General features: G+C 39.3%; 19 protein-coding genes. All 19 read right to left on the reverse strand.

Annotated features, from left to right (window positions below; all coding sequences use genetic code 11):
• Positions 1–137 precede the first annotated feature (137 nt).
• Positions 138–1,127: a glycosyltransferase family 2 protein gene (locus EV212_RS09695; protein WP_132092478.1), complete on the reverse strand. Its 990-nt coding sequence runs from the start codon at positions 1,125–1,127 to the stop codon at positions 138–140.
• Positions 1,128–1,280: 153 nt separating this feature from the next.
• Positions 1,281–2,582, reverse strand: a complete 1,302-nt coding sequence (locus EV212_RS09700; protein WP_132092481.1) for a UDP-glucose dehydrogenase family protein — start codon at positions 2,580–2,582, stop codon at positions 1,281–1,283.
• A 26-nt stretch (positions 2,583–2,608) separates the two neighbouring features.
• The gene (locus EV212_RS09705) at positions 2,609–4,735 is read right to left on the reverse strand and encodes a glycosyltransferase family protein (RefSeq protein ID WP_132092484.1); all 2,127 of its coding nucleotides are present in this window, start codon (positions 4,733–4,735) and stop codon (positions 2,609–2,611) included.
• A 10-nt stretch (positions 4,736–4,745) separates the two neighbouring features.
• Positions 4,746–5,483 (reverse strand): glycosyltransferase family 2 protein, encoded by a 738-nt coding sequence (locus tag EV212_RS09710; RefSeq protein ID WP_132092487.1) that lies wholly within the window; start codon positions 5,481–5,483, stop codon positions 4,746–4,748.
• A gap of 12 nt (positions 5,484–5,495) precedes the next feature.
• Positions 5,496–7,184, reverse strand: a complete 1,689-nt coding sequence (locus EV212_RS09715; RefSeq protein WP_207669098.1) for a DUF6311 domain-containing protein — start codon at positions 7,182–7,184, stop codon at positions 5,496–5,498.
• Entirely contained in the window at positions 7,177–8,364 is a 1,188-nt protein-coding gene (locus EV212_RS09720; protein ID WP_132092493.1) for a glycosyltransferase family 4 protein, read from the reverse strand. Before EV212_RS09720 ends, EV212_RS09715 begins: the two co-directional genes overlap by 8 nt.
• The gene (locus EV212_RS09725) at positions 8,361–9,437 is read right to left on the reverse strand and encodes a glycosyltransferase family 4 protein (protein WP_132092496.1); all 1,077 of its coding nucleotides are present in this window, start codon (positions 9,435–9,437) and stop codon (positions 8,361–8,363) included. The genes EV212_RS09720 and EV212_RS09725 overlap by 4 nt, the downstream gene beginning before the upstream one ends.
• A gap of 2 nt (positions 9,438–9,439) precedes the next feature.
• Positions 9,440–10,633 carry a glycosyltransferase family 4 protein gene (locus EV212_RS09730; RefSeq protein ID WP_132092499.1) on the reverse strand — a complete coding sequence of 398 codons (1,194 nt, stop codon included), beginning with the start codon at positions 10,631–10,633 and terminating at the stop codon, positions 9,440–9,442.
• 11 nt (positions 10,634–10,644) lie between these two features.
• Positions 10,645–11,097 carry a hypothetical protein gene (locus EV212_RS09735; RefSeq protein WP_132092502.1) on the reverse strand — a complete coding sequence of 151 codons (453 nt, stop codon included), beginning with the start codon at positions 11,095–11,097 and terminating at the stop codon, positions 10,645–10,647.
• An 18-nt stretch (positions 11,098–11,115) separates the two neighbouring features.
• Positions 11,116–12,204 carry a methyltransferase domain-containing protein gene (locus EV212_RS09740; RefSeq protein WP_165873352.1) on the reverse strand — a complete coding sequence of 363 codons (1,089 nt, stop codon included), beginning with the start codon at positions 12,202–12,204 and terminating at the stop codon, positions 11,116–11,118.
• A 2-nt stretch (positions 12,205–12,206) separates the two neighbouring features.
• Positions 12,207–13,457 carry an ABC transporter ATP-binding protein gene (locus EV212_RS09745; protein ID WP_132092508.1) on the reverse strand — a complete coding sequence of 417 codons (1,251 nt, stop codon included), beginning with the start codon at positions 13,455–13,457 and terminating at the stop codon, positions 12,207–12,209.
• Positions 13,458–14,234, reverse strand: coding sequence for an ABC transporter permease (locus tag EV212_RS09750; protein WP_132092511.1), 777 nt, complete (start codon positions 14,232–14,234; stop codon positions 13,458–13,460).
• The gene (locus EV212_RS09755) at positions 14,209–15,435 is read right to left on the reverse strand and encodes a glycosyltransferase family 4 protein (protein ID WP_207669099.1); all 1,227 of its coding nucleotides are present in this window, start codon (positions 15,433–15,435) and stop codon (positions 14,209–14,211) included. The genes EV212_RS09750 and EV212_RS09755 overlap by 26 nt, the downstream gene beginning before the upstream one ends.
• A gap of 56 nt (positions 15,436–15,491) precedes the next feature.
• Positions 15,492–16,430 carry a glycosyltransferase family 2 protein gene (locus EV212_RS09760; protein ID WP_132092517.1) on the reverse strand — a complete coding sequence of 313 codons (939 nt, stop codon included), beginning with the start codon at positions 16,428–16,430 and terminating at the stop codon, positions 15,492–15,494.
• A 10-nt stretch (positions 16,431–16,440) separates the two neighbouring features.
• Positions 16,441–17,193, reverse strand: coding sequence for a glycosyltransferase family 2 protein (locus EV212_RS09765; RefSeq protein WP_132092520.1), 753 nt, complete (start codon positions 17,191–17,193; stop codon positions 16,441–16,443).
• 3 nt (positions 17,194–17,196) lie between these two features.
• A complete protein-coding gene (locus EV212_RS09770; protein ID WP_132092523.1) occupies positions 17,197–18,600 on the reverse strand; it encodes a sugar transferase in 1,404 nt (467 codons plus the stop codon).
• A 21-nt stretch (positions 18,601–18,621) separates the two neighbouring features.
• Complete coding sequence (locus EV212_RS09775) at positions 18,622–20,370, reverse strand: DUF4214 domain-containing protein (RefSeq protein WP_132092526.1); 1,749 nt, start codon at positions 20,368–20,370, stop codon at positions 18,622–18,624.
• 89 nt (positions 20,371–20,459) lie between these two features.
• The gene (recD2, locus tag EV212_RS09780) at positions 20,460–22,667 is read right to left on the reverse strand and encodes an SF1B family DNA helicase RecD2 (protein WP_132092529.1); all 2,208 of its coding nucleotides are present in this window, start codon (positions 22,665–22,667) and stop codon (positions 20,460–20,462) included.
• 79 nt (positions 22,668–22,746) lie between these two features.
• Complete coding sequence (gene mreB / locus EV212_RS09785; protein WP_132092532.1) at positions 22,747–23,742, reverse strand: rod shape-determining protein; 996 nt, start codon at positions 23,740–23,742, stop codon at positions 22,747–22,749.
• Positions 23,743–24,062: the final 320 nt, after the last annotated feature.

The raw sequence follows: 24,062 nt of genomic DNA on the forward strand, positions 1-24,062 counted from the left end.
GATATACCGGACCAATCATGACAATTCTTTTTAACTTTTTCATACGCTTCCTTCTCCACTTTTGTAACTTTCCTTAAGGAAGTAACTTAAGGATTTATTAGAGGGTAAATCGACCTCTGTAAATACATCATTTATTATCAATCCGTGCACTTTCCGCTCTCAGCCTCTCTTTTTTGCGCTTCATGCCCTGGACCATAATCCATTTTTCTTAACTGATATTGAATCTCCTGAATCAATTTTCTATTTCCGGAAATAACATCCGCAAGGAGGCCAACAACTCCGGACAAGGTGCCTATGATGATCAGCATACTGGATAAAATCAACGACTGAACATGTCCGGACCCTTCACCTTTTTTCATATAGTATAAATAACGTGTCCCCAGAACAATGCCAGAGCCAAAGAAGGTACTTGCAATAGCCGCAAAAACCGCCAGCGGACGATACATCATATAGGTTCTCACAATCGTCAGCATAGATTTTTTCACATATCCAAACATGCTGTGAAACAATCTCGACTCCCTTAATTCCGGATTAGTGCGGATTGGCACAGATTTCACAGCCATCTTATTCCTTCCAGCCTGAACAATCGTCTCCAGAGTATATGTGTACTCATTGATCACATTTAATCGCATTGCTGTGCTACGGCTGTAAGCCCGGAAACCACTCGGCGCATCCGGCACGTCTGTCTTTGAAGCCTTACGAACAACCCAGCTTCCAAAATGTTGTAATTTCTTTTTTAATGGCGAAAAATGCTCGGTTTCGTCAATTGGTCGTTCACCGATCACCATTCCGGCTTCTTTTCTCAGAATTGGCTGAATCAGTTTTTCAATATCATCTGCATTGTACTGATTGTCTGCATCTGTATTCACGATAATATCGGCCCCATTTCGAAGACAGGCATCAATTCCTGCCATGAATCCGCGAGCCAATCCTTTGTTGTTTCTGAAATTTACAATGTAATTTACGCCCCAATTCCGGGCAACTTCTACCGTATTATCTTTACTTCCATCATTAATAATCAAATATTCGATAACATCAATTCCATCAATATGTTTTGGCAAAGCGTTTAACGCAATCTCCAGTGTTTCCGCTTCATTGTAACATGGTATTTGAATAATTAATTTCATAAAACTTATCTCCCCTGTTAAAAATAAATCTTTATTTATAACAAATAAAGACACGTTTAGTATACCTCTTTATGTCAAGTGCTGTCAACTTTTTCAGATCTTTTAAATATTGTAAACAAAGTTAGTAAATTCCATTTAATAATCTCTTTCACACTACCAACCGATTGTTTCCCTGCCTATAGAATCATAAATAATACCCGAATTAGCAAAAGCATCCAATTTGTAGCAATTCCTTCCATCCAGAATAATAGGATGTCGCATCAGTGCTTTGTAAACCATCACATCTAACTGTTTTACCTCTGGCCACTCTGTAAAAATAAAACAGATATCTGCATTTTCCAGCGTCTCTTGAATTGAATCACAATATTCAATCTCCTCTGGATAAATCTTTTTATAATTTTGAACTCCAACTGGATCCCATGCTTTTACTCTGGCGCCATCTTCGAGCATAATTGGAATATTTACAAGCGACGGCGCTTCACGAAGATCATCCGTACCTGGCTTAAATGTAAGTCCTAAAACCGCTACTGTTAATCCCGAAAAATCTTCATAATATTTTCTGGCTTTTTTAATCAATTTAAACTTCTGATTTTCATTTACTTCAATAGCTGCCTTAATTGTCTTAATTTCGTTATCATTAAAACTCGCAAGCCAACTTAACGCCTTTGTGTCTTTCGGAAAACAGGAACCTCCATAACCGATACCAGAATTTAAAAACTTATCTCCAATTCGAGCGTCAAATCCCATTCCCCTTGTTACATCTTCAATGTCTGCTCCAACAATTTCACATAAATTAGCAATCTCATTCACATAGGAAATCTTCAATGCCAAAAAGTCATTTGATGCATATTTGATCATTTCAGCGCTCCGTCGGTTTGTAATAACCTTTGGCGCTTCAAAATTTTCATATACTTTTTCTAACACAGTTTTTGCATAATCACTTTCTGCACCAATGACGATTCGTGATGCATGTAATGTATCGTGAACTGCTGTTCCCTGCGCCAAAAATTCCGGATTAGATGCAATATGTACCCGAACATTATTCTTCAAATGTTCTATCATATATGTTTCAATTTTATCATTTGTTCCAATCGGAACCGTAGACTTAACAACTACAACACATTCGCGCTCTACAGACTCTGCAATCTGTTCAACCACTTTATAAACATAGCTCAGGTTTGCTGATCCATCTTTTTTCTCTGGTGTACCGACGCCGATAAAAATAACCTGTGCATCTTTATATGCCGACTCATAATCAACGGTAAATGTAAGCCGTAACATATTTTGTTGCATAAGTTCATCTAAACCTGGTTCATAAATTGGAGAAATTCCTTGTCGCATTATTTCAACTTTTTTTTCATCTACATCCACACAGGTTACCTGATGCCCTTTACTTGCTAAGCATACTCCTGTGACCAGTCCCACATATCCTGTTCCTGCAACTGCAATTTTCACTTCAATTCCCTCCCATAATACAAATTCTACATATTTTTTATCAATTTTATATTTTTAAATTGAGCATTGCATCCCGCATATCCGTATATACGAAATTCTATATTATTAGTATCTTCATCAAGGTTAAACGCTAAAGAAATTTTTTCACCATTACGTGTCAATTCAATTTCTTTCTGTACTAAAATCTCTCCAGCATAAACATCCATAACAATATTTGATGGCACGCTTGAATCCAGCAGTATCGCTTCAACTTCTACTTCATATTCTCCTTTTCTTAATGGAATATACGGCCCATAAAGAATATATCCTTCTTGTCCCGTACTCTCCCATGAATATTCACTTGTACTTACAGTCGACTGTCCTTTGACCATTTGCTTTTCAGAAAGCAATATCTCTTTTTCATCCTTTAGCACATATTCTTCTAAAATATCAGAAGATTCCAAAAGAATCATTCCATTTTGCCAATACAATATCTGATATGTTGGTACTAATTCAAACAAATCAAAACAATTTTCATCAATTACAATAATTCCATCTTTAAAATCATCTATATCTCTGATTTCCTCTTTATCTATATACCGAATGGGTGTTTCTGGAATAAAATACTGTAAAACTTCTACATATCTTGATTCAAAATCCTTTCGATCCGTTAAATAGTATACTTCGCTATTTTTATTTCCGATATGATTTCTTATGTTCTCTGCAACTAACGCAATCGACGCATTGTTTTGGTTTGCACCAGATACTATGGTCAATGCATTATTATTCACATAGGTCCAATAGCATATCGGAATTACAAGCATTATTATCAATCGACTTATATGTTTCTTAATATACCTTCCAGTCAAATACATAATAATCCCCACAGAAATCGCCGCCACCATAGCATATAATGGAGCCATCCCTGCAGCTTGACCATCTTTAAATATCTTGCTTAAACCTACGGCACATACAAGATTATATACTGTAAAACCCGTATTGCGTAATTTAATATATACCAAAACCGACGCTACAACGAATCCTATATTTGTTAAAGCAAATACTTTTTTTGAAACTTTATGCTCCCACAAAAAAAGAAGCCCAATAAGCAAAACAGGTCCAATAACATATTCTGTATAACGTCCATAAATCAATGTATCTTGTCGATTTCCATGTAGCATAAAAATTGCACTAATTCCAATGGCTCCGCAAAGACATAAAATAATATAAATATAAATACCTAAATCTTTAGACTTCTTTTCTTTAATTAATTGTCCAAGTCCCGACAAATGACCATTGACTATCATCAGGCTGGCTGCGAATATATAATATACTTTCCCAGAAAAGCTCAGCAGAAAAGCCTTCATTCCTTCCCAGGATGTTATAATCTCAATTACCTTTGATAATTGTCCCCCATAGTCATTTACATCTTTGCTTAATATCTCCATCCCCCATAGATTGTTTTGTACATCACTCTTCAATAGATATGAAATAGACAAACATACAAGCAAAATACCATTAAAAAATATTATGCTTTTAAATTCTTTTTTTATAATCCCCCATCCTACTACTATCATAAAAGATGCAATAATAATCGCCAACGTCCTCTGATGTACCATATACATATACACATTGCAAACTGCAAGCCCTATAAAATACTTTAACTTGGATGATTCAAAAGCTTTCAAAAGTAACCAACAGCTCACCCAAAAAAGAAAATATAATAAAGTTTCGGTCCATAAAATATTTGTCTGAACCAATGTATTCGAATAAAAACTTATTCCGAACGCCGCCAGTATAACAATATACTCCGGTACACTGTCAAATAACTTTTTTCCAATTTCACAAGCAATAATAAAGCTGATTACCAGCAGTAAGATATTCATACCAATACAAAGTCTATAATACAATATCATATTGCCATTTGAAATTCGCATAATAACTGCTAAGAGCAATCCCAAGCCATATGAATAATAAGCACTGTGTTCTGCCACAGACGACCAATCATAACCGTTATAATATGCTGCTGTTGCCGTATAGCCAAATTCATCATAAAGCACATGTATCGTAGATAAATCAAATATTTTATATCCTGCAGCAATCATCAGAATCACACAGCACACTATTTTTAATACTCTATTTAATTGTTTGCTGCTATCACTGATGTTCGCCATATATTTGTCCTTAATATACCTTTTGAATTCTTCCCCGATAAAAAATTATCAATGTATCCCTAAAAACCGTAATAATATCTTTAATCCCGATTCTTCCCATACCTTTTCCACGCCTGAAAACCAGTTCTACCGGCATTTCCATAATCCGGTACCCTCTGCAGTTCAACGCCACCAATATCTCGATATCATATGCAAATCCTTGTGTTTTAATCAAAGGTATGATTGATTTTAAAGCTTCTGCTTTAAAAACTTTCAATCCAGTCTGCGTATCTTTAACTTTTAAGTGAAAAAGCACACGCAACATACAGTAATATCCAAAACTAATCACTTTCCGTACTACCGGATATTCGATTTTTGAATCTTTATGCATCTTGGAGGCAATCACCACATCTGCCTTATCCTGAATCAGTGCAATCACATATTCCTTCAATTGCTCTGCCGGCAAATCCAAATCTGAATCTAAAAACGCGATATAATCTCCGGAAGTCTTTTCCACTCCACATTTAATGGCATTCCCTTTTCCTCGGTTTTTCTTATAACTCACCAAACGAATATGTGCATCCGATTTAGCACAGCGAAAAATCTCAGCTCTCGTATTATCCGTGCTGCCATCATTAACTGCCACTATTTCATAATCCTTTATAAAACCAGATAAAATCTCAGAAACTATATGCAAGTTTTCATATATATGTTCACCTTCGTTGTATGCCGGCATAACAACCGACAACTTCTTTTCTGTTTCTAACATAGCACTCCCTCTTTAGTTTTCTGCAATTCCGATATAATAACCATCCACATAATATACATCTAAGCCAAGATTTCTGCCTTTTTCTTCTGTATCCAAAATATACATTGTTTCATCTCTGGATACCCCATCAACAGCACCGGCCATATATTCAGCATCATTCAATGCAATTTGCTCCAAATCTGTTCTTGCCAATGGAAAATAGTTAATGGTCATTCCATGATCCACCGCAAAATCCCCCATTTCGTAAGCTGCCGATATGCCCTGATTCTGCCAAACAGTACTAAATGGCAAAATCACCAAATGATCTTTTCCTTTCGCTAATTTTTCCCACTCCGCCGATTGGATTGTCTGTAAGCTCTTTTCCTGACAAACATTATTCTTTTTAATCAATATCATATTTTGCATATCAGCGATTTGTACAAGTAAAGCGCCAAACATGCATATCATAGCAACCGCTCTTTTCCCATAATAGCACACCGCCATCATGCAAAAAGTCATTATCAAATATCCCACGCACCAGATAAATCTTCCAGAAGCACGAAATGTCGACAGGATTTTTAAAATGAACTCCGGATAATGAATCCTCATTACTGTTTTAGTGCCAAATACAATTTCCGGACTCCATGCTAAAATAAGAAAAATAAAAAGTACTACGACCATACTGCATCCAAATGCCATCTGCGTTCTTCTAATTTCTTTTGCGAAGTTTTGTTCAATACCCTTTCTGCACCGAACTTTATATACAATGTAAATCCCCAAAGCACATCCTAAAAGAAATATTATTCCCAAACCCAGATATCCAAAGCCTTCATCCTGACCAGGTCTGATGGGAAGTGTTTTTAAATACTTGGCATAGTTGTTTGGATTAAATAAACTATTCAAGTTGGCGCTATACACTCCCAATCCGCTATCGCTATAGCCACCCGATTTTGAAAATGCTCCCACAGCATACAATACAATCAGATCTACAGCTACTGTCACCGGGGCAAAAACCAGGTCTTCCTTCCATCCTCTTTTCTCAAACAAATCCTGAAGGCAAAAACCGAACATAAAAACCATAATCATGGGAATAAAATAAATATGTACAAGCGAGCCAAGAATAAGCAATCCGGTCCACGCAGCTAGTTTCCTTCGAAAAGTTGAGAAAAACGGCTTATATATCCATATTCCTATGGCTAATAAAATAACCCAGTGACCAGCCAGTGCAGTATGTCCATACATTCTCTGAAACACATATGGAGAAAGACAGAAAAACCCCGAACCAATCCAACACAGCCAACAGCTTTCCGTACTTTTCCGAACAATAACTGCTGAAATTCCCCCAACTAAAAGATAGGTTGCTATCCCCCAAATTCCAAAATACTGAAAAGTTTCCGGTAATATAGGCGATAAAATTTTGAAAAAAATAGCAAATAATGGTATTGAATCCGAAAAAATAATACATGACGTCTCCGGATAAATAATTCCATCAATTTGTCCAATTGGAAAATGCCATGCTGATGCTCGGTAAAACTTCCAGCCAATATAATGCTGAGATATATCCTGTCCAGTAAGCAACCATGAATCATTTGTCACATCAAGAATTTTCCATCCGTAACATGCCAAAAATACAATACTTCCAATCAAACTCCCCACACAAAATATTTTAATTAATTCTTTTTTTGTTATACTTTTATAAATGCTGTCTTCTAGATTATTCATCATAAAGTCCTTCAAAAAAATCAATATATTTTTTTGTTACAATATCCCAGTCAAAATTCTCCAAAACAAATTTGCGTCCATTATTGCCCATCTGATCCGCTGTTTCTGGATGATCGATCAAATAATTGACTTGGTCCTGAAACTCAAAATAATTGTCAAAATAGAATCCGCCCTGAGATGCTACAGCAAAATGTTTTGTCACATCACAGCCAGCATGTACCAATACCGGCCGCCGGCACAGCCAACTCTCCATAATAACGAAAGAAAAACTTTCGTGCTTTGACGGCTGGCACAATGTCAATGCAGCGCCATAAGCATCATATTTATCCTGAATAGATATGAACCCAAGATCGTACACCTCTCCTTTAAGAGCTCTCGGAATATTCACTTTTCCGCCGCCAATAAGAACCAGTTTAAGATTGTTTTTATTTCGCTTCTTGTATTCTTGAAAATACCGGATCAATGTGTAAATATTTTTTCCCACATCTTTTCGCCCGGCATAAAGAATAAACGGATCTTGTATATCGAACTTTGCTCGAAATCTTTCAACATCATATCTCAAAGAAATATCCAGCCCCAACCCCGGCGCACTTAATTTTTGTGTAGAAATATCATATACTCTTTCAGCCAACTTTTTCTCAGGCTCCGCATTAAAAAGCATACCCCGGATATTAGAAAATGCTTTCTTAAACACATCCATATAAATATAGGCTTCCTCATGAAAACATGGAATCATGACGGATTTTTCCGGAAAATATTTACACATATGATAGACCGGTCCAAACATATACGGAATGCCGACAAAGCAATGATATTCATCCTGATGCCGCTTCATATACTTATACATATCCGGGCTATTGATCATCTCTTTACAGAAAATCTCTTCTTCTTCCGGTGTCAGACGTTCATCATTCATTAACTTAATATTCACCTGATTAAATGCATCTACATTGCGCTTGCGCACTTTAAACCGTCGGACAGGAATGTAATTCTCAATCGTCAATCCGGATTTATGAAAATTTGTATTCCAATCCGACATGAAATCTTTTACACAAGTCGTCAATATCTCAACGTCAACACCAGCTTTATTCAGATGTTCTGTCACTCCGCGAAGGGCCATTTCCGCACCACCAGGGATATTCTGTCCATGCCATGGTACAACAAATCCTATCTTTTTCATTTCTTATCCCCTGCTAAAAATTTCTTCATAATCTCTAAAAAATCCTTTTTAATTTTATCATGGTCAAAATCTTTCAGCCGTTCTTTTTCTCCCTTAACTAATTGATTTCTCAACTCTTTACTTTCTGTCACAAGATGAATCGCTTCACCAACAACCGCCGGTGATTTATCTTGAAGCAGTAGCCCGCTGCCACCCAACGTATCCCCGATTGCCGTACTGTCATAGGCAATAATTGGAACACCAAAATACATCGCCTCAACTAATGGCACACAAAACCCTTCATGCTCGCTCAAACAAACAAATACATCCGCAATATGATAGTAAGCAAGAATTTCATCAAATTTCACATGACCGGTAAAATAAACATCTTCCAGTGCTAACTGTTTGACATAAGCATCCAGTTGAGCTTTATAAGCCGGCACCCCATCATATCTTCCCACCAAAAACAGTCGTGATTTCGGTTGTATATTTTTTTTATAATAGTAGAATGCCGCTATAATATCTTCCGGACATTTATTTGGAACTACCCGGCCGGTAAAAACAATATTTACCCAGTCATCATCGTATGCTTTAATAACTTTTTTGTCCGGTTCCTTCTTGTAATCATCAAATGCAATTAATATCGGCAGCACTTCCATCGGACAGTCATAACCCATCGCCAGCAAATCCGTCTTATTAAAAGCTGAATCTACAATACATAAATCCGTCTTTTTGGCCAGATACCTGACTGCTCTCAGTCCATCTGCACAGGCCTTTTCCGCCTCCGGATTAAACCCCTTAAAAAATTGAGGCGGCGTCACATTATGATACATAATAATTCTTCGAGCAGGATACTCCGTAATTTTATAATTCAAATCTGATCCGGTTGAGAGATGATAAAAAATAACGTCCCCTTCTTTATATCTATAATCTTCCACCTGCTTTGCAGCATCTTTTCCAAGTTTTGCGTCAATAACATCCGCATAAATTTCTGTCTCATACCCGGCATCCCGCAGCGTATCCTGTAATGCCAGGGTGTCATTGCCAATGGCGTCTCCATAAGCGAATGTTGGCAACATCTGTATAATCCTCATATTTATTTCCCCTCAATCCGGTTGCTCTTCACCACATCTTCAATCAGGCCCCGCAATTTGCGGATTACTACATCCCACTGATAGTATCGATTCACATATTTCTGACCGTTTTTCCCCATAGCGATGCATACGTCCTGGTGATGAATCATATAATCGACTGTCGCACAAAACTCTTTTGTATCCTTATAATATAAACCGCCGTTACTGCGCTGACAGTGGCTTTTCAGCACTTCACAGGCGCCGTTGACCACTACCGGCACGCCCAGGGAAAAAGCCTCCAGCACGACAATTGACAAACTTTCAAATATTGATGGCAATATCAAAAATTTTGCACCGGAAATGCCATCGAACTTATCCTGATCATCCACAAATCCAAGTGAAATGATATCCGGATGTTTCGGAATCTCAATAATATTCTTTCCCATCAAAACCAATTTTAAACTGCCCGGATACGCTTCTTTATAAGCAATAAAATCCCTGAACATCTGGTCACAGTTCTTTCCTGTATCAATCCGTCCTACATAGATGATATAGTTTTCTAATCCATATTTATCTCTAAAGCGCTGGCTTGAAATATCCTCTGGCAAGTCAACGCCGGCCCCTCCGATTCGACATCGAACTTTCCAGTTTTGAAATTTCTTTCGCACTAATATCCGTTCATCATTCGTGTTGAAAAACATTGCCTTCGGCTGTTTAAACAGCTTTTTAAATATTTCCATCCGAAGAAAGGGTTCGTCGTGAGCATCCGGCACAAGAATCGCTTTTTCTTTAACTCCCGGAACACCATTAACCGTTTGATAATACAGATAGGTGAAAAAGATAAAAACCTCATAATCTCTTTTATGGGCTGTTATATATTCGATTAATTGCGGCACATAAGGTCCCTGTGCATCCATCCAGTCTTTTTCCTCTACAGCAGGCAGTTGTCCCAACATAAATCGGTTATTTATCTCATTAAATTTATCCATGTCTCGTTCAGCTGCCACAGAAAAGCGCCGCACTTTTACACTGTTCAGGATTTCTTCATCCTTAGAGTATTCATCCTTCCAAGTCACATAATCAATAGCTTTTGTTGTTAATACTTCTACATCATAAAAATGAGTCAGCCTTTCTGATATCTGGCGACAATGCAGTTCCGCACCACCATTAACTTCCAATCCATAACGTTGAACGATACAACAGATCTTCTTACTCATAAATAGTCCTCTTACTTATTCTCTAAAACTTCAATTCTTGTCTGAAGTTCTTCGATAATCTCTTCTTTTTGAATCAGCGCATCTTCCAGTTCTGCCATATGTACCGCTATCTGGCGTATGCACTGTATCGAATTATAATTAAAATGATTTTGACGATCTCTAAGCGGCTGCATTTGGAATGCCATCAGTTTCCGCATGACCCGCTTAACAAACACCTTTAGTTTACCTCCCTGTATCGGTTCATAATAAGGAATATTGTGTGCAGCTCTGGCATATTGAATATATTGATTTAAGTCGTTTTCATCATAAATCATCTCGTCCACTGGAATTCCATTGCGAATCTCTGTACTCGAATCCACTTCATTAAATCCCAGAACTTCTTCTGATACACCACGCGCTTCTATATTCTTCCGAATCTCTTCCATGATTTTTTCAACATCTACTGTTTGAATTTTATCACTCATTCTTCGTAATCCTTTCTGCTATCTTCTTCCAATAATCGCATAATCCTGACTTCCAAATAGGGTTTCGCTGACCTCTTTCATGCTTTTGTTAAAAGCATCCAGATTTTCTACTCCACCCACTTTAAGTTCAGGTATCTCCACTGGATATCTGCTGGATTCTGTAAATAAAATTTTAACATCCTTAAATCCAACTTTATGCATAAAATATTCCATCGTCAACGGGTGTACTGGCTTGTTGTGCGACGGGTCCATGTAAAATGCATGGGTATAAATCGCTAATGACATCGGATTCGGAGTCTCCATAATAATATATGCGCCCTCCTCCAGTTTCTGATATGCCAGTTCGCACAGTTCTACAATCTGATTAAATTTCAAATGCTCAATTAGCTGTCCGGCAAAAATACCGCCGACTTTGTCCTGATTTCTCAAATAGACCAGCGCGTCATCCTCTGCCACGTTCAGTCCTTTCATTTTACAATATTCCGCAAATTCTGTATAGCATTCAACACCAATTGCATTTATCTGGCATTCTTTAAGAAGTTCCAAGAATTCTCCGCGGCCGCATCCCAGGTCAAGCACATTCGTTCTTCCTTTAAAATATGGAATATATTGTTTCTGAACTGATTTAATAGCTTCTCTGGAACCCCGAAAATGATTTTCAAAATCAAAATAATCCACACAGTCATATTCATTGTCGACAGGCATCATCTGCGGCGTCATAGCTTTTTCTCTTGTCAACGGCGCCTCCTCTTCCGTCGCTCTGCTCAGTTTTTTGAATTTCACTTCCTGCATATCCAAACGGCCAGCCAGGTTCTCAAACATTTCATCAAAACGATTAATGCGAATATTATTGTTCCGAATATTCTCCTCCAGAGACGGATTGGTTTCTTTTCGTACTTTCATGTACTCATATGCTTCTGCCAAAGCAATCTGTGCGCCACGGAGCGCTGCTTTTTCCTGATTCAACTCCGACGTCAATTGCTCAATCGTTCTCTTCAAACCTTCTGTTTCATTTTTCAGCTCATCATATCGAGCGTTCTGTCCCAATATATATTTGCGCCCGGCTTTTTCAAATATACGCTCAATACAGCTCAGCTTTTCCCCCATCACTATACCTCCCATTGGTGTTCCATTCGAAAAACACCGACATCTGTCAATGATGAATAAACTTCAAAACTATATGCCTGCCGGAAATAATCCACCGGTGTCGCCATATCTGATTCAATAGCCACATCTAATGTATATTTTCCAGGAAGCAGCGACAACTTTTCAATATTAACAACAACTTCTCCGTCTTTATCCAGATCGAATCGCTTAAACTGCTCAATCCGTGTATTTGTGCCATAGCATTGTACGCCGTCATCTCGAAAAATCCCAATTCCAAAGACAGCGTCTTGAACCTTCTGTTTCACTTTGTAATTCATGCGAATTTTCACAGATTCTTCTGTCGCAAAAACCCTTTGCCTGTCACTTTGTTTTCCGCTCATACACACTTCGCGGAATCTGGCTCTGCCATTTCCCCAACGCTTTTTCTCTTCTGCCTCTGCCCTGGTCTCTATTTCTTCCGCCACCATTGTTTTCGCTTCATCCTTTTTCTGAGACTGTTCGGCAATCTCCTGCCGTTTCTGCCCCATAAAGTCCAAATAATCCTTATCAATTTCTCTTGGATTGCCCTCGGCCTTTATTTTCCCCTCATGAATCCAAATGCTGCGGTCACAAATCTGTTCAATCTGCCCCATAGAGTGAGACACAATGACAATTGTCGTTCCCTGCGCTTTTATCTCACGAAGTTTATTGAAACACTTTGCCTGAAAATTGACATCCCCAACTGCAAGGATTTCATCAATCAGGAGAATATCCGCATTCACATTGATTGCAACAGAAAAGGCCAGACGCATATACATTCCAGACGAATAAGTGCGCACCGGATTATCCAAAAATGGCTCCATTTCAGAAAATTCAATAATATCATCCAGTCGTTCGTCAATTTCTTTTTTGGTCAGTCCAAAAATAGACGCATTTGTATAAATATTTTCTCTTCCGCTCATATCCGGATGGAAGCCCGCCCCCAATTCAATCAGGCTGGAAACTCTGCCTTTAAGTTCAATACTCCCTGAATCCGGATACATAATTCTCGTAAGCAATTTTAAAGTCGTACTTTTACCGCATCCATTATGTCCAATGAGTCCAATGGCTTCCCCCTGCTTTACCTCAAAACTGACGTCATCCAAAACCCATCGTTCTTCATAACGATTTCTGTTTCGGAATAATATCCGCTCTTTGAGCTGACTTCCTTTATCAAAATATACCTTAAATTTCTTTTTTACATTTTTAACTTCTATTGCATTTCCCGGCTTCATTTATAATTCCTCCGCGAATCCTCTCTGTAATTTCTGGAACACAACACACCCGACAATAAGTACAATACATCCTAAAACAAATCCACTGGTCAACGTACGGATATGCGGCACCTGTTTACTATAGAGAACATCCCTGTATGCCACAATGACAGGGGTCATTGGATTCAAATTCATAAAAGGTCTTAAATTTTCCGGCACCATATCAATTGAATAAACAACCGGCGTAAAATACATCCATGCCATCGTCACGATTCCCAGAATATACTCCAAATCTCTGAAATATACTGTCAATGCCGAAGTCAGCATCGCTCCGCCAAGACACATGATATACTCCACAACCATGATGACAGGCAGATAACATATCGCTATCGGATTTATACCACCCCCGGTCACAATAACCACCGCAAAAATAACGATAAAGCAGAGAAGCATATTCACAAAATTACTTGTCACATAAGCAATGGGCATAACTTCCCTCGGGAAATATATTTTCTTTACCATATCTTTCTGATTAATGATGCTTGCCGCCCCACCCGTCAAAGAGCCGCTGAAGAACAGCCATGGAATTAATCCAACAAACAGGTACAAGTAGAACTTGTCTATATTATTCGGCATAACGATAGAAAACACAAATGTATAAACACATAACTGCAATAAGGGATTAATAAAAGTCCACAAAAATCCCAATGCTGAGCCCTTATACCTTCCCCGCAGTTCTTTCCGCACTAAACTGAAAATCATCTGGCGATAATCATATATTTCTCTCAAATGCTTCATAAATCTCTCCTACCCGTTTCTCTAATGCGCTAACTGCATTTTCCATACTTAGCTTTTTTATTATATATTCATGGGCTTTTTTCTTTAAATATTCATAATATGCTGGTTCCTTATACAATTTCCGCATATAACGCGCTGCCTGTTCCACATTCGGATCTGCCCAAACGCTTCCCTTTTTATATGGCGGACTGTCCTTCTCCAGGGTTATAAATTTACAATCAACCATGCATGCCACATCTGAATTCATAAATTCAGTATTTGAAGACCAATTAGTCGCAATGACAGGGGTTCCGACAATCATTGCTTCCGCCATAACCAAACCAAACCCTTCTGCCCGATGAAGCGACACAAAAACATTCACCAGTTTAATTAGAGAATTCACTTCAACTTTCGATAATGTTTCTGTGATAAAATAAACATTGGTACATCCCTTAAGCATATGATTCAGCCGCTCTATATCCCGTGTTTTTGCATTGTTAATCTTAATAACTATTCCCACATCCGCATTGTTTTTAAAGGCTTTTCTAAACGCACGAATAGCTCCCGTCGGATTTTTTCTCTCTATAGTGCTATTCGAATCATACATTACCAAAAAAAGAAATTTATCCTCCGGAAGCTCAAAATATTTCCGGCTCAGCGCCTCGTCTACCGGCGCCTCCACGCAATAAGGCATCGTATAAACCGGTAAATCGGTAATTCTTCTTAAATTATTACTGATAAATTCAGACGGCGTCCAAATCTCATCAAGCATAGGAAAAAATTTCTTCCAATGCTCCGGAATCTCTTCCAGCTCCCATAACCAGAACGCAATATTATAACGACCATTCCAACGTTCTGCCTCCATCCGGGTATACATAAGCATCATCTCATCCGGATTAATATGAATTAAATTAATATTATACGGAAACGCTTCAGAAATCATATCATCCATCGAATGATCTTCTGCCTTCAAAAGCTTACTGCCAAGTTGAAAATCATAAAGAGAATAGGGTATATTTCCCGCCTTCAGTTCATTAGCCAAAAGACGGCAACTCTGCCCCAAACCCATTTCCGCGCGCACTAACCCAATTAAATTAATACCGTCAGAAAACTTATGTCTGTCAAACGGTTCTCGTCCGCTGTTTACCATCTGATTATAATTTCTTTCCACAAAAATTTGTTTTATCTTCTGCAATAATTTCTTCGGAAATATCTTCTTCAATATGGGTTTCAATGTTTCTGACACCCTTAATATTCCTTGATTAACATTCATCTACATCATCCCCAGATTACCTGCATTATTTTTCGGCTCACACCTTTTTTCCAGAGACCATGTCGAAAAAAGCAAAGAATCCGAATTATTTTATTTTCTTCATATAAATGCGCATACTTATTTAATAATTTTATCACTTTCTTATTCTTTATACAAGATACATATAGTTGGACAAAATAACCAGCCTGATTACATGAATCTCTCATATCCTGACGAAATTTGTTTTTACCTCGTAAAAGCCGATGCCACATATAGGAAATGCTACGTGCATTCTGGGCCCCTACAGAATTATTGCCATGCTGTCGGTAATCAATCGTTGCTTTATTTAAATAACTCATTTTCCCAAAAACAAGAGCGATTAATGCCAGCCAATGATCATGCATAACAATCAATTCCACATCCGTAACTTGAGCCACATACTCCTTTAATGCCTTATTAATCATAACTGTGCATCCTGTTACCTGATTTTGTATAAGTTCTCTATTCAATTTGCCGCCTGTCTCTAAATTCATATATTTATGAAATCCCGGATTCAGCTCGGATAGCTGTTCGTCAACAACACGTAAATCCGTATGCACCAACAAAGGAATTTCATTTCCATATCTTTTCTCCATCTGTCGCATGCGATAAAATGTTCTGGCCACTTTATCCTGATGCCATACATCATCCTGATCACAACACATCATATAATCTCCTGTGCTTGCTTGTATAAGACCAATAAAATTTGCCTTTGCGCTGCCGCTCGCCGGATTATTCTTTTTAATAATCACCTTTTCTTTTCCAAGTCTCTTCTGAAAATTCTCTAAAATTTCCCGGCTCCCGTCCGAAGAAGCATCGTCATGAACGATCAAACGCCAATCCGTCCACGTCTGACTTTCAATAGATGCCAGCTGTTCCTTCAGATAATGTTCTCCATTATAAGTTGCCATCAATATATCTATCATCAATTTACACTCATTTCCATTTCCAAAAGTATTTAAGCATAGATATCAAAAATATCTTTATTCCTCTAAAACTACGGGTATTATCTCGTTTCCATGCGTGATATACAAATGCGTTTGGATAGAAAACGATAGCACTCTTTTTCCGCACTCTCCGTGATAAATCCGCGTCTTCAAAATACATAAAAAATTGCTCGTCAAATCCATTTACTTTTCTGAACATATCTGTCCGTATCATAAAAAAACAACCAGTGCTGGACAGGATGCGAGTCGGTTTGTTAAAAACTTCATCCGCCCGGGTATATTCATCTCTGAAAAAATAAAATGGACGAAATTTGCTTAAAATAACATAAGAAAATTTAGGATCTCTCTTGGGAAGAAATTGTTCACTTCCGTCGGCATTCCTTATTTTCGGAGTAACAATTCCAACTTCCGGATAGCGACACATAAATGCTGTTAATTTAGAGACAACTTCCGGAGTGAACTGAATATCCGGGTTGACCACCATATGAAACTCAGAAGATATTCTTTTTAATATTTCATTATGCCCACGCCCAAACCCCAGATTTTCCGAGCTTTCAATCAGATGAACTCGCGGAAAATATTTTCGAATAACAGACACCGTATTATCACTAGAATGATTATCCAGCACATATATTTCTACATTCATCCCTTTTGTCGTTTCAATAAGAGAATTCAGGCAGGAAATAATTTCCGACACATTATTGTAGGTCACAATGCCTGCACTCACTTGCCCTTTTATCATATCCTATTCCTCTCTTTGCCCCCAGTTTGCCTCCAGGAAATCAGAAAACTTTTCCAAATGCTCATAACGTTCGCTATCAAATGCCTCTGTGCTATCCGGTTTAAAAAATACAATCAACGTTTGTAAAATTAATTTTATGTCCTTCAAAATACTATAATTTTCAATGTACATTAAATCCAAAATTAGTTTGTATTTTGGCGTCGTATTGTACTTTCCTGCGATTTGTGCATATCCTGTAAGCCCCGCCTTTACACGAAGTCTGTAAGCGAACTCTGGATACTCTTCCGTATATAAATATACATTTTCCAACATTTCCGGCCTTGGTCCAACAAGACTCATGTCCCCAAAAAGAATGTTAAGAAACTGAGGAAATTCATCTAAACGATATCTTCTTAATATTTTCCCAACCGCCGTCACTCGATCATCGTCAGCAATTGCTGAATAATTCGTAACATTTTCTTTCATCGTGCGGAATTTATATACCTCAAAGACTTTACCGTTTTTTGTAGCACGTTTTTGTTTAAAAAAAACTTTACCTCCATCATTTAACTTAATGGCTATCCCACAAATCAGCCATACAGGTGATGTAATAACGATAGCTGTCAAAGAAAAAACAATATCCACACACCGCTTCATAAAACGCTGTTCTATAGATAATTCCTTTACCGGAAGATTAATTAATGAAATATCATCCAAAATAGTGTGTTTTGAATTTATCTCCACAATATCTGCAATCTCAGGACTGAAATAGATATTCCTCATATTTCGGTAACAATATTCAACTAATTCCGTACGTTCTTTTACCGGAACATCATATAGAAATATGGTTTCACACCGCAGCACAGCATCATATAAATCATTTGCCCGGTAATCCTTCACCTCGCATATTTTATACTGTTTTCGGAAGACGTCAATGGCATGGCTAATCTGCATAAAAGATTCGGCAGATGATGTCACAACACAACACTTTTCAGGTTCATAAATGGAAAAATACAACCCGTTTCCACCATAAGTAAAAACCACTATGGATACCATCTGAACTAAAACGACAATGCAAAACAGCCCTATGCTCTCAAATTCAAATTTTGTGTTATTGGCAACATTCGTATTCATAATCGACAATTCCACATAGGTGACGATATCTGTAATGATAGTAGCCAAACCAATAGATGAAACAATCGGTTTGCTCTTCCTCTTTCCAATGTCATAACGCCCATACGCCGCCGTCATTCCCAAACCAGAAACAACAAACGTCAGCATAGTAATTGCGGCAGTTCGCGACGGACGAAGTAATTGAGGATTGTCAATACCTAAAATTCCAAAAAAGCTTAAAAAAAGTGTAACATACAGACAAGTTTTCAATGCAAACACCATTGTCCGCTCCAATTTTCGAATAAGCTTTTTCATCACTTCATCCCCCGTTAGTTTTTATAATCCGAAACTATTCACCAATTTGTGGAATTCGTCTGAATTTGTAAAGCCCCAAAAAACCTCCTGTCTACTCTTTCCTGAATTCAGCCAATTTATCCAGTCATGCAAACCTACATCATCAGCTTCTCTGTCAAAAAGTCCCTTGTATAATATTTTTACAAATTCTTCATCGTCTAAATTTTTATCGTTCAACTCTTTAGAGAATACAAAACCTTTTGTTATCTCATCCGGTTTTTCACCTCTCGCAATAAAAGCATCAATCCATTGCCGTAATCCCTGAGTATCTGGTTCACGATTCAAAAAAACACGATAGCACCGATACAAATACTGTGTGATTTCTGGATATAAATCTTCTTTTTCCACCAAAGTTATATTTCCCCGAATAATATCATACTCACTGCAAATGTCCGTAAATTCTTCTGACTCTGCAAAACCTTTTAACACGTATGTTCTGCTCAAGCCCTTTTCCAAACACGAAATCCATGCCCCTTTCCCCTCTTTATCAGAATTCCTTCCAAGACATACATTATACAGCAGCTCCACAAATGCATCATTTGTAAGATTTTTTGCTTTAAGCTCATCGCTGTTTATGAATCCTTGAAGCACATCAGCCCCAGTCTCTACTTGATTCAACAACTGACTTTTCCAGCCTTCTAATCCCGCCTTATCCGGTTTACGCCCCAAAACCAGTTCGTAAAGACGTGTGACAAAATTCTCCACCATTTTTTCCGGTGTATTTATTTCTTCTTCCTCCGGTGTAATATCCATTGTAAAATTCAAGTCTACAAATCCATCAATTCCATCAACAGTCCCCATAGATGTACATTGCCACATCGTATATGCTTTTTTATAAGTACACTCTGTATTATACTGAGCTACCCACCGCGTCCACTGTCCAAATCGTCCGTCGGTAAGTCTGTTTCTAAACCAGTCTAAATTTGCATAAATTCCTACTTCATACCCCGCAGACTGTATCGTTTCACAAAAGACCTCTGCAATATCTGCAATTTCTTTATTCGATAAACTTCCTGTATACCGTTCATCTTCCAAATCCAGATAAATGGGATAAGACAAATCATATCCCTCTATTAACCGAAGAACATGTTCTGCCTCGCTGAGAGCTTCATCTGTATTTAAGGCGTATGAATAAATATATACTCCAAAAGGAATTTCCAGCCGTGTACACTCATCCGCATTATATTTCCACCACTTGTCATCCTGGCTGACTTCATCGTTTCCATAGCCGCATCGAATGATTGCATAACTGATATCCGTAGCCGCCACCTTTTTCCAATCAATCTTGCCTTGGGCAAAGGAAACATCAATTCCTTTCTCTATAGCCCCTTTAATCGGCTCCCCTAAAGAATTGATCCAATTTCCATTTTCAAAACTCCAGGGTGTAAATCCTGATGCAAACATAGCTATTTCATTATGAATCCATTCACCATTTTCATACCGGAAACTGTTTTCTACCAGTTCTGTTTTCTCTATCTCAAGTTCTGTTTCCGTTTCCAATTCTGACTCCGATTCTATCCCTGCCTGAATTTTTGTCTCTGTTTCTACTATAGTTTTAGTCTCTGCTGTATGTTCCGTCTCTGATTCGTCTATTGTTTCATCAGTCATTTCAACTGTTATGTCTGTACTTATTTCTTCAGCATATCCATAAGTTGTTCCAGCTATTCCCATGCCTAGCAGGATTGTTGATAAAACCGCTGCTTTTGCACGGACCCAAAATGATTTCTTCATATTTCGTCCTTTCTTTACTGCTTTATCATTTCTACATATTTTTCCATATTTTCATATTATACAACATTTCCCGCGCTTCTGTCTATCCCTTATACCTCATTCAACCACACGGCCAGCCCGCTATACCGCTTCTGTTCTCTCTGGTTATGTATCATCTGGGCAACAGTCTGTTCGCTGCCCACGATCGCCACGCACTTTTTTGCCCGGGTGACGGCCGTGTAAAGAATGTTGCGGTTAAAAAGCATCCGTGGTCCGGTAAGTAAGGGCATGACCACTGCCGGGTATTCGCTTCCCTGGGATTTATGTACGGTAATGGCATAGGCAAGTTCTAATTCGTCCAGTTGGGCAAAGGGATAAACGATTTTCCGGCCTTCGTCAAACTCTACTGTCATCTGTTCGGCAAAAAAATTGATTTCCTGTACCCGCCCCATGTCTCCGTTAAAAACGCCCACACCCTTTTCCACCGGAATACCATAGCGGTCCGTGATCTCCCATTCGAGTTGATAATTGTTTTTAATCTGCATGACCTTATCGCCCTCCCGGAAAAGGCGGTCTCCCTGTTCTTTTTCCCGTTTCGTTTCATCTTTTGGATTCAAGTATTCCTGAAGCAGTTTATTCAGCCGCTCCACACCAAGCTCGCCTTTCCGCATCGGGGTGAGAACCTGAATATCATTGACCGACGCTCCCACATTGTTCGGAAGCTTATCCCGGACAAGGGCGATAATGACGCCCTGGATATCCGCGGCCTGATAGCGTTTCAGGCAAAAGAAATCCGGCGTCTTTACCTCCAGATCTATATCTTCCCCATCATTGATTTTATGAGCGTTTTTGATAATAGCGCTCTCCATCGCCTGACGGAAAATCTTTGTCAGCATGACCACATTGAAGCAATGGGACTGGATAATATCTTTCAATACGTTTCCTGGTCCGACAGATGGGAGCTGATTCACATCCCCCACCATGATCAGGCGTGTCCCCGGCATAACAGCCTTTAAAAGGGCATTCATCAGATGGATATCCACCATGGACATTTCATCAATGATGATCACATCACTTTCCAGAGGATTCTGTTCGTTCCGCTCAAAATGGCTGCCCGCTTGCTCTTCCGGGCCTCCGGACAGCTCCAGCATCCGATGAATGGTCTGGGCCTCGTAACCGGTGGCCTCTGTCATCCGTTTGGCCGCCCGGCCTGTCGGCGCCGCCAGCCGTATTTCCAGTCCTTCATTTTCAAAAAATCGAATCATAGCGTTAATCGTCGTTGTCTTTCCCGTACCCGGGCCGCCGGTGATGACCAGCACGCCGTTTCTGGCCGCTTCCACGACGGCCGTCTTCTGCATTTCGTCAAGGCTGATTTTTTCTTCCGCCTCAATACGGCGAATCTGCTGTTCTGCTTCTCGAAGACTTACTTCATACTTAACATTTAAGTTTTTCAGCATACGGGCCGTACTGAGTTCCAGATAATAATAGGTTGAAGCGTACACCACCGACTGTTCTTCTATCTTTTTTATAATAATCTTTTTATCAATGGAAAGGTTCATGAGCTGCCGTTCCACCGCTTCTTCCGATATTTCGAGAATTTCCGCCGACTGCCGCTTTAATTCCTCCACCGGAAGATAGACATGGCCGTTCATACTTGCCTGCAGAAGCACATAAATCACGCCGCTTCGAATGCGATAGTCAGAATCCATACCGATTCCGGCCCGCCGCGCAATATCATCCGCCAGCCGGAAACCGATTCCCGATACATCCTCCGCCAGTTGGTAAGGATTCTCCCGGATAATATCATAAAGCCGACTGCCATATTCATTATAGATTTTCACCGCATAGGCCGTGCTGATACCATATTTTGATAAAAACATCATGGCCTGACGCATATCCTGTTTATCATGGAACTGCTGATAGATTTCCTGGGCCTTCCGCTCGCTGATGCCTTTCACTTCCGCCAGCCGCTCCGGTTCGTTTTCAATAATCCGAAAACTGTCCTCTTTAAATTTTTTTACAATTCGTCCGGCCAGAGACGGCCCTACGCCTTTGATTGCCCCGGAGCCAAGATAGCGCTCAATAGAAAATAAATCTTCCGGAGCTTCAATGGAAAAAGAGGCAATGCGGAACTGACGTCCGTAAGTCGCATGTTCCACATAATCCCCTTCAGCCTTAATATATTCGCCTTCATTGACCATCGCCATCGTCCCGGTACACATGACTTCGTCGCCCTGACACATCAGGGCCAGCACCGTATAGCCATTATTCTCATTATGATAAACGATATGTTCAACCAGACCGTGAAGTGTCTCCATACCCACCCTCCCAAAACAGATGTTGTGTTTTTACCATGTAAAAAGGCTGAAAACATTTTGCATTTTCAGCCTTCTCGATTTAGCGTGCATTTTTTTTAGCTTCTATAAACTCCGTATATCTACCGGTACCAATGGCCACAACAGAAATCGGATCATCCGCCAGAGTCGTACGAATACCCGTTATCTGCTCGATTAGCCGATCCATACCGTACAGCAGGCTTCCTCCGCCTGTAAGCAAGATGCCACGAGTAGCAATATCTGCCGATAATTCCGGCGGTGTTTCTTCTAAGACCTTGTGAATCCCGGTAATGATCTGAGTCAGACAGCTCTCCAACGCTTCCTGGGTTTCCACCGAACTCATCACAATCGTCTTTGGCAGTCCGGTCAGAACATTCCGTCCGCAGACTTCCATCGTCTCTTCCTCATCTCTCGGATACGCCGTACCAATCTGCTTTTTTATATCTTCAGCAGTCCGCTCTCCCACAAGGATTTCATATTTTTTGCGCAGATAACGGACAATGGCATCGTCAAAATCATTGCCTGCCACCTTCAGTGACTGGCTGACCACCGTATCCCCATAGGAAATGACGGCTACATCCGTGGTTCCGCCGCCGATATCTACAACAATATTTCCAAAGGGTTTTGAAATATCAATTCCGGCGCCCAAAGCTGCCGCGATCGGTTCCTGGACGATAATGACGTCTCTGGCTCCGGCTTCCATCGTGGCATCGATGACCGCCCGTTTCTCGACCTCCGTCACACCGCTTGGCACGCACACCGTAATTCTCGGGCGCCAAAAGGTTTTTCGTCCAACCGCTTTATGGATAAAGTATTTCAGCATTTTTTCCGTAATCGTATAATCCGAAATCACCCCCTGCCGCAGCGGGCGGACGGCGGCAATATTCCCCGGTGTACGTCCGATCATCTCCCGGGCCTCTTCGCCAATGCTTTTGATTTCATTTGTATCCCGGTCATAAGCGACCACTGAAGGCTCATGCAGTACAATGCCTGTCCCTCTTATATACACAAGAACACTATCTGTTCCCAAATCGATTCCAATATCAGATGCTGACATATGTGTCCCCTTTCGTCCATTTTTCTTCATTCATTCTTTTATTATAACTGATTTCGCAAAAATTACCACTAGAAAAATAAAATACAAAATTAATAGTTTAAAAACAGACAAAATAATGTTAAACTAAAGGCATACAAAAAAATAAGAAAGGCTTAATTTCGATGAAAACGCACATTTTTTTTCTTATTATCTCATTGCTTTGCGGCAGCTATTTTGTTGAATACATGCGCATACCTCATAACGGTTTTATCTGGTTCGCCGTATGTATCGTCATTTATCTCTTGTTTATCAGACAAAAGAAATCTCAAACTCTATTGGAA

Source organism: Frisingicoccus caecimuris, assembly GCF_004340975.1.
Classification (GTDB): domain Bacteria; phylum Bacillota; class Clostridia; order Lachnospirales; family Lachnospiraceae; genus Frisingicoccus; species Frisingicoccus caecimuris.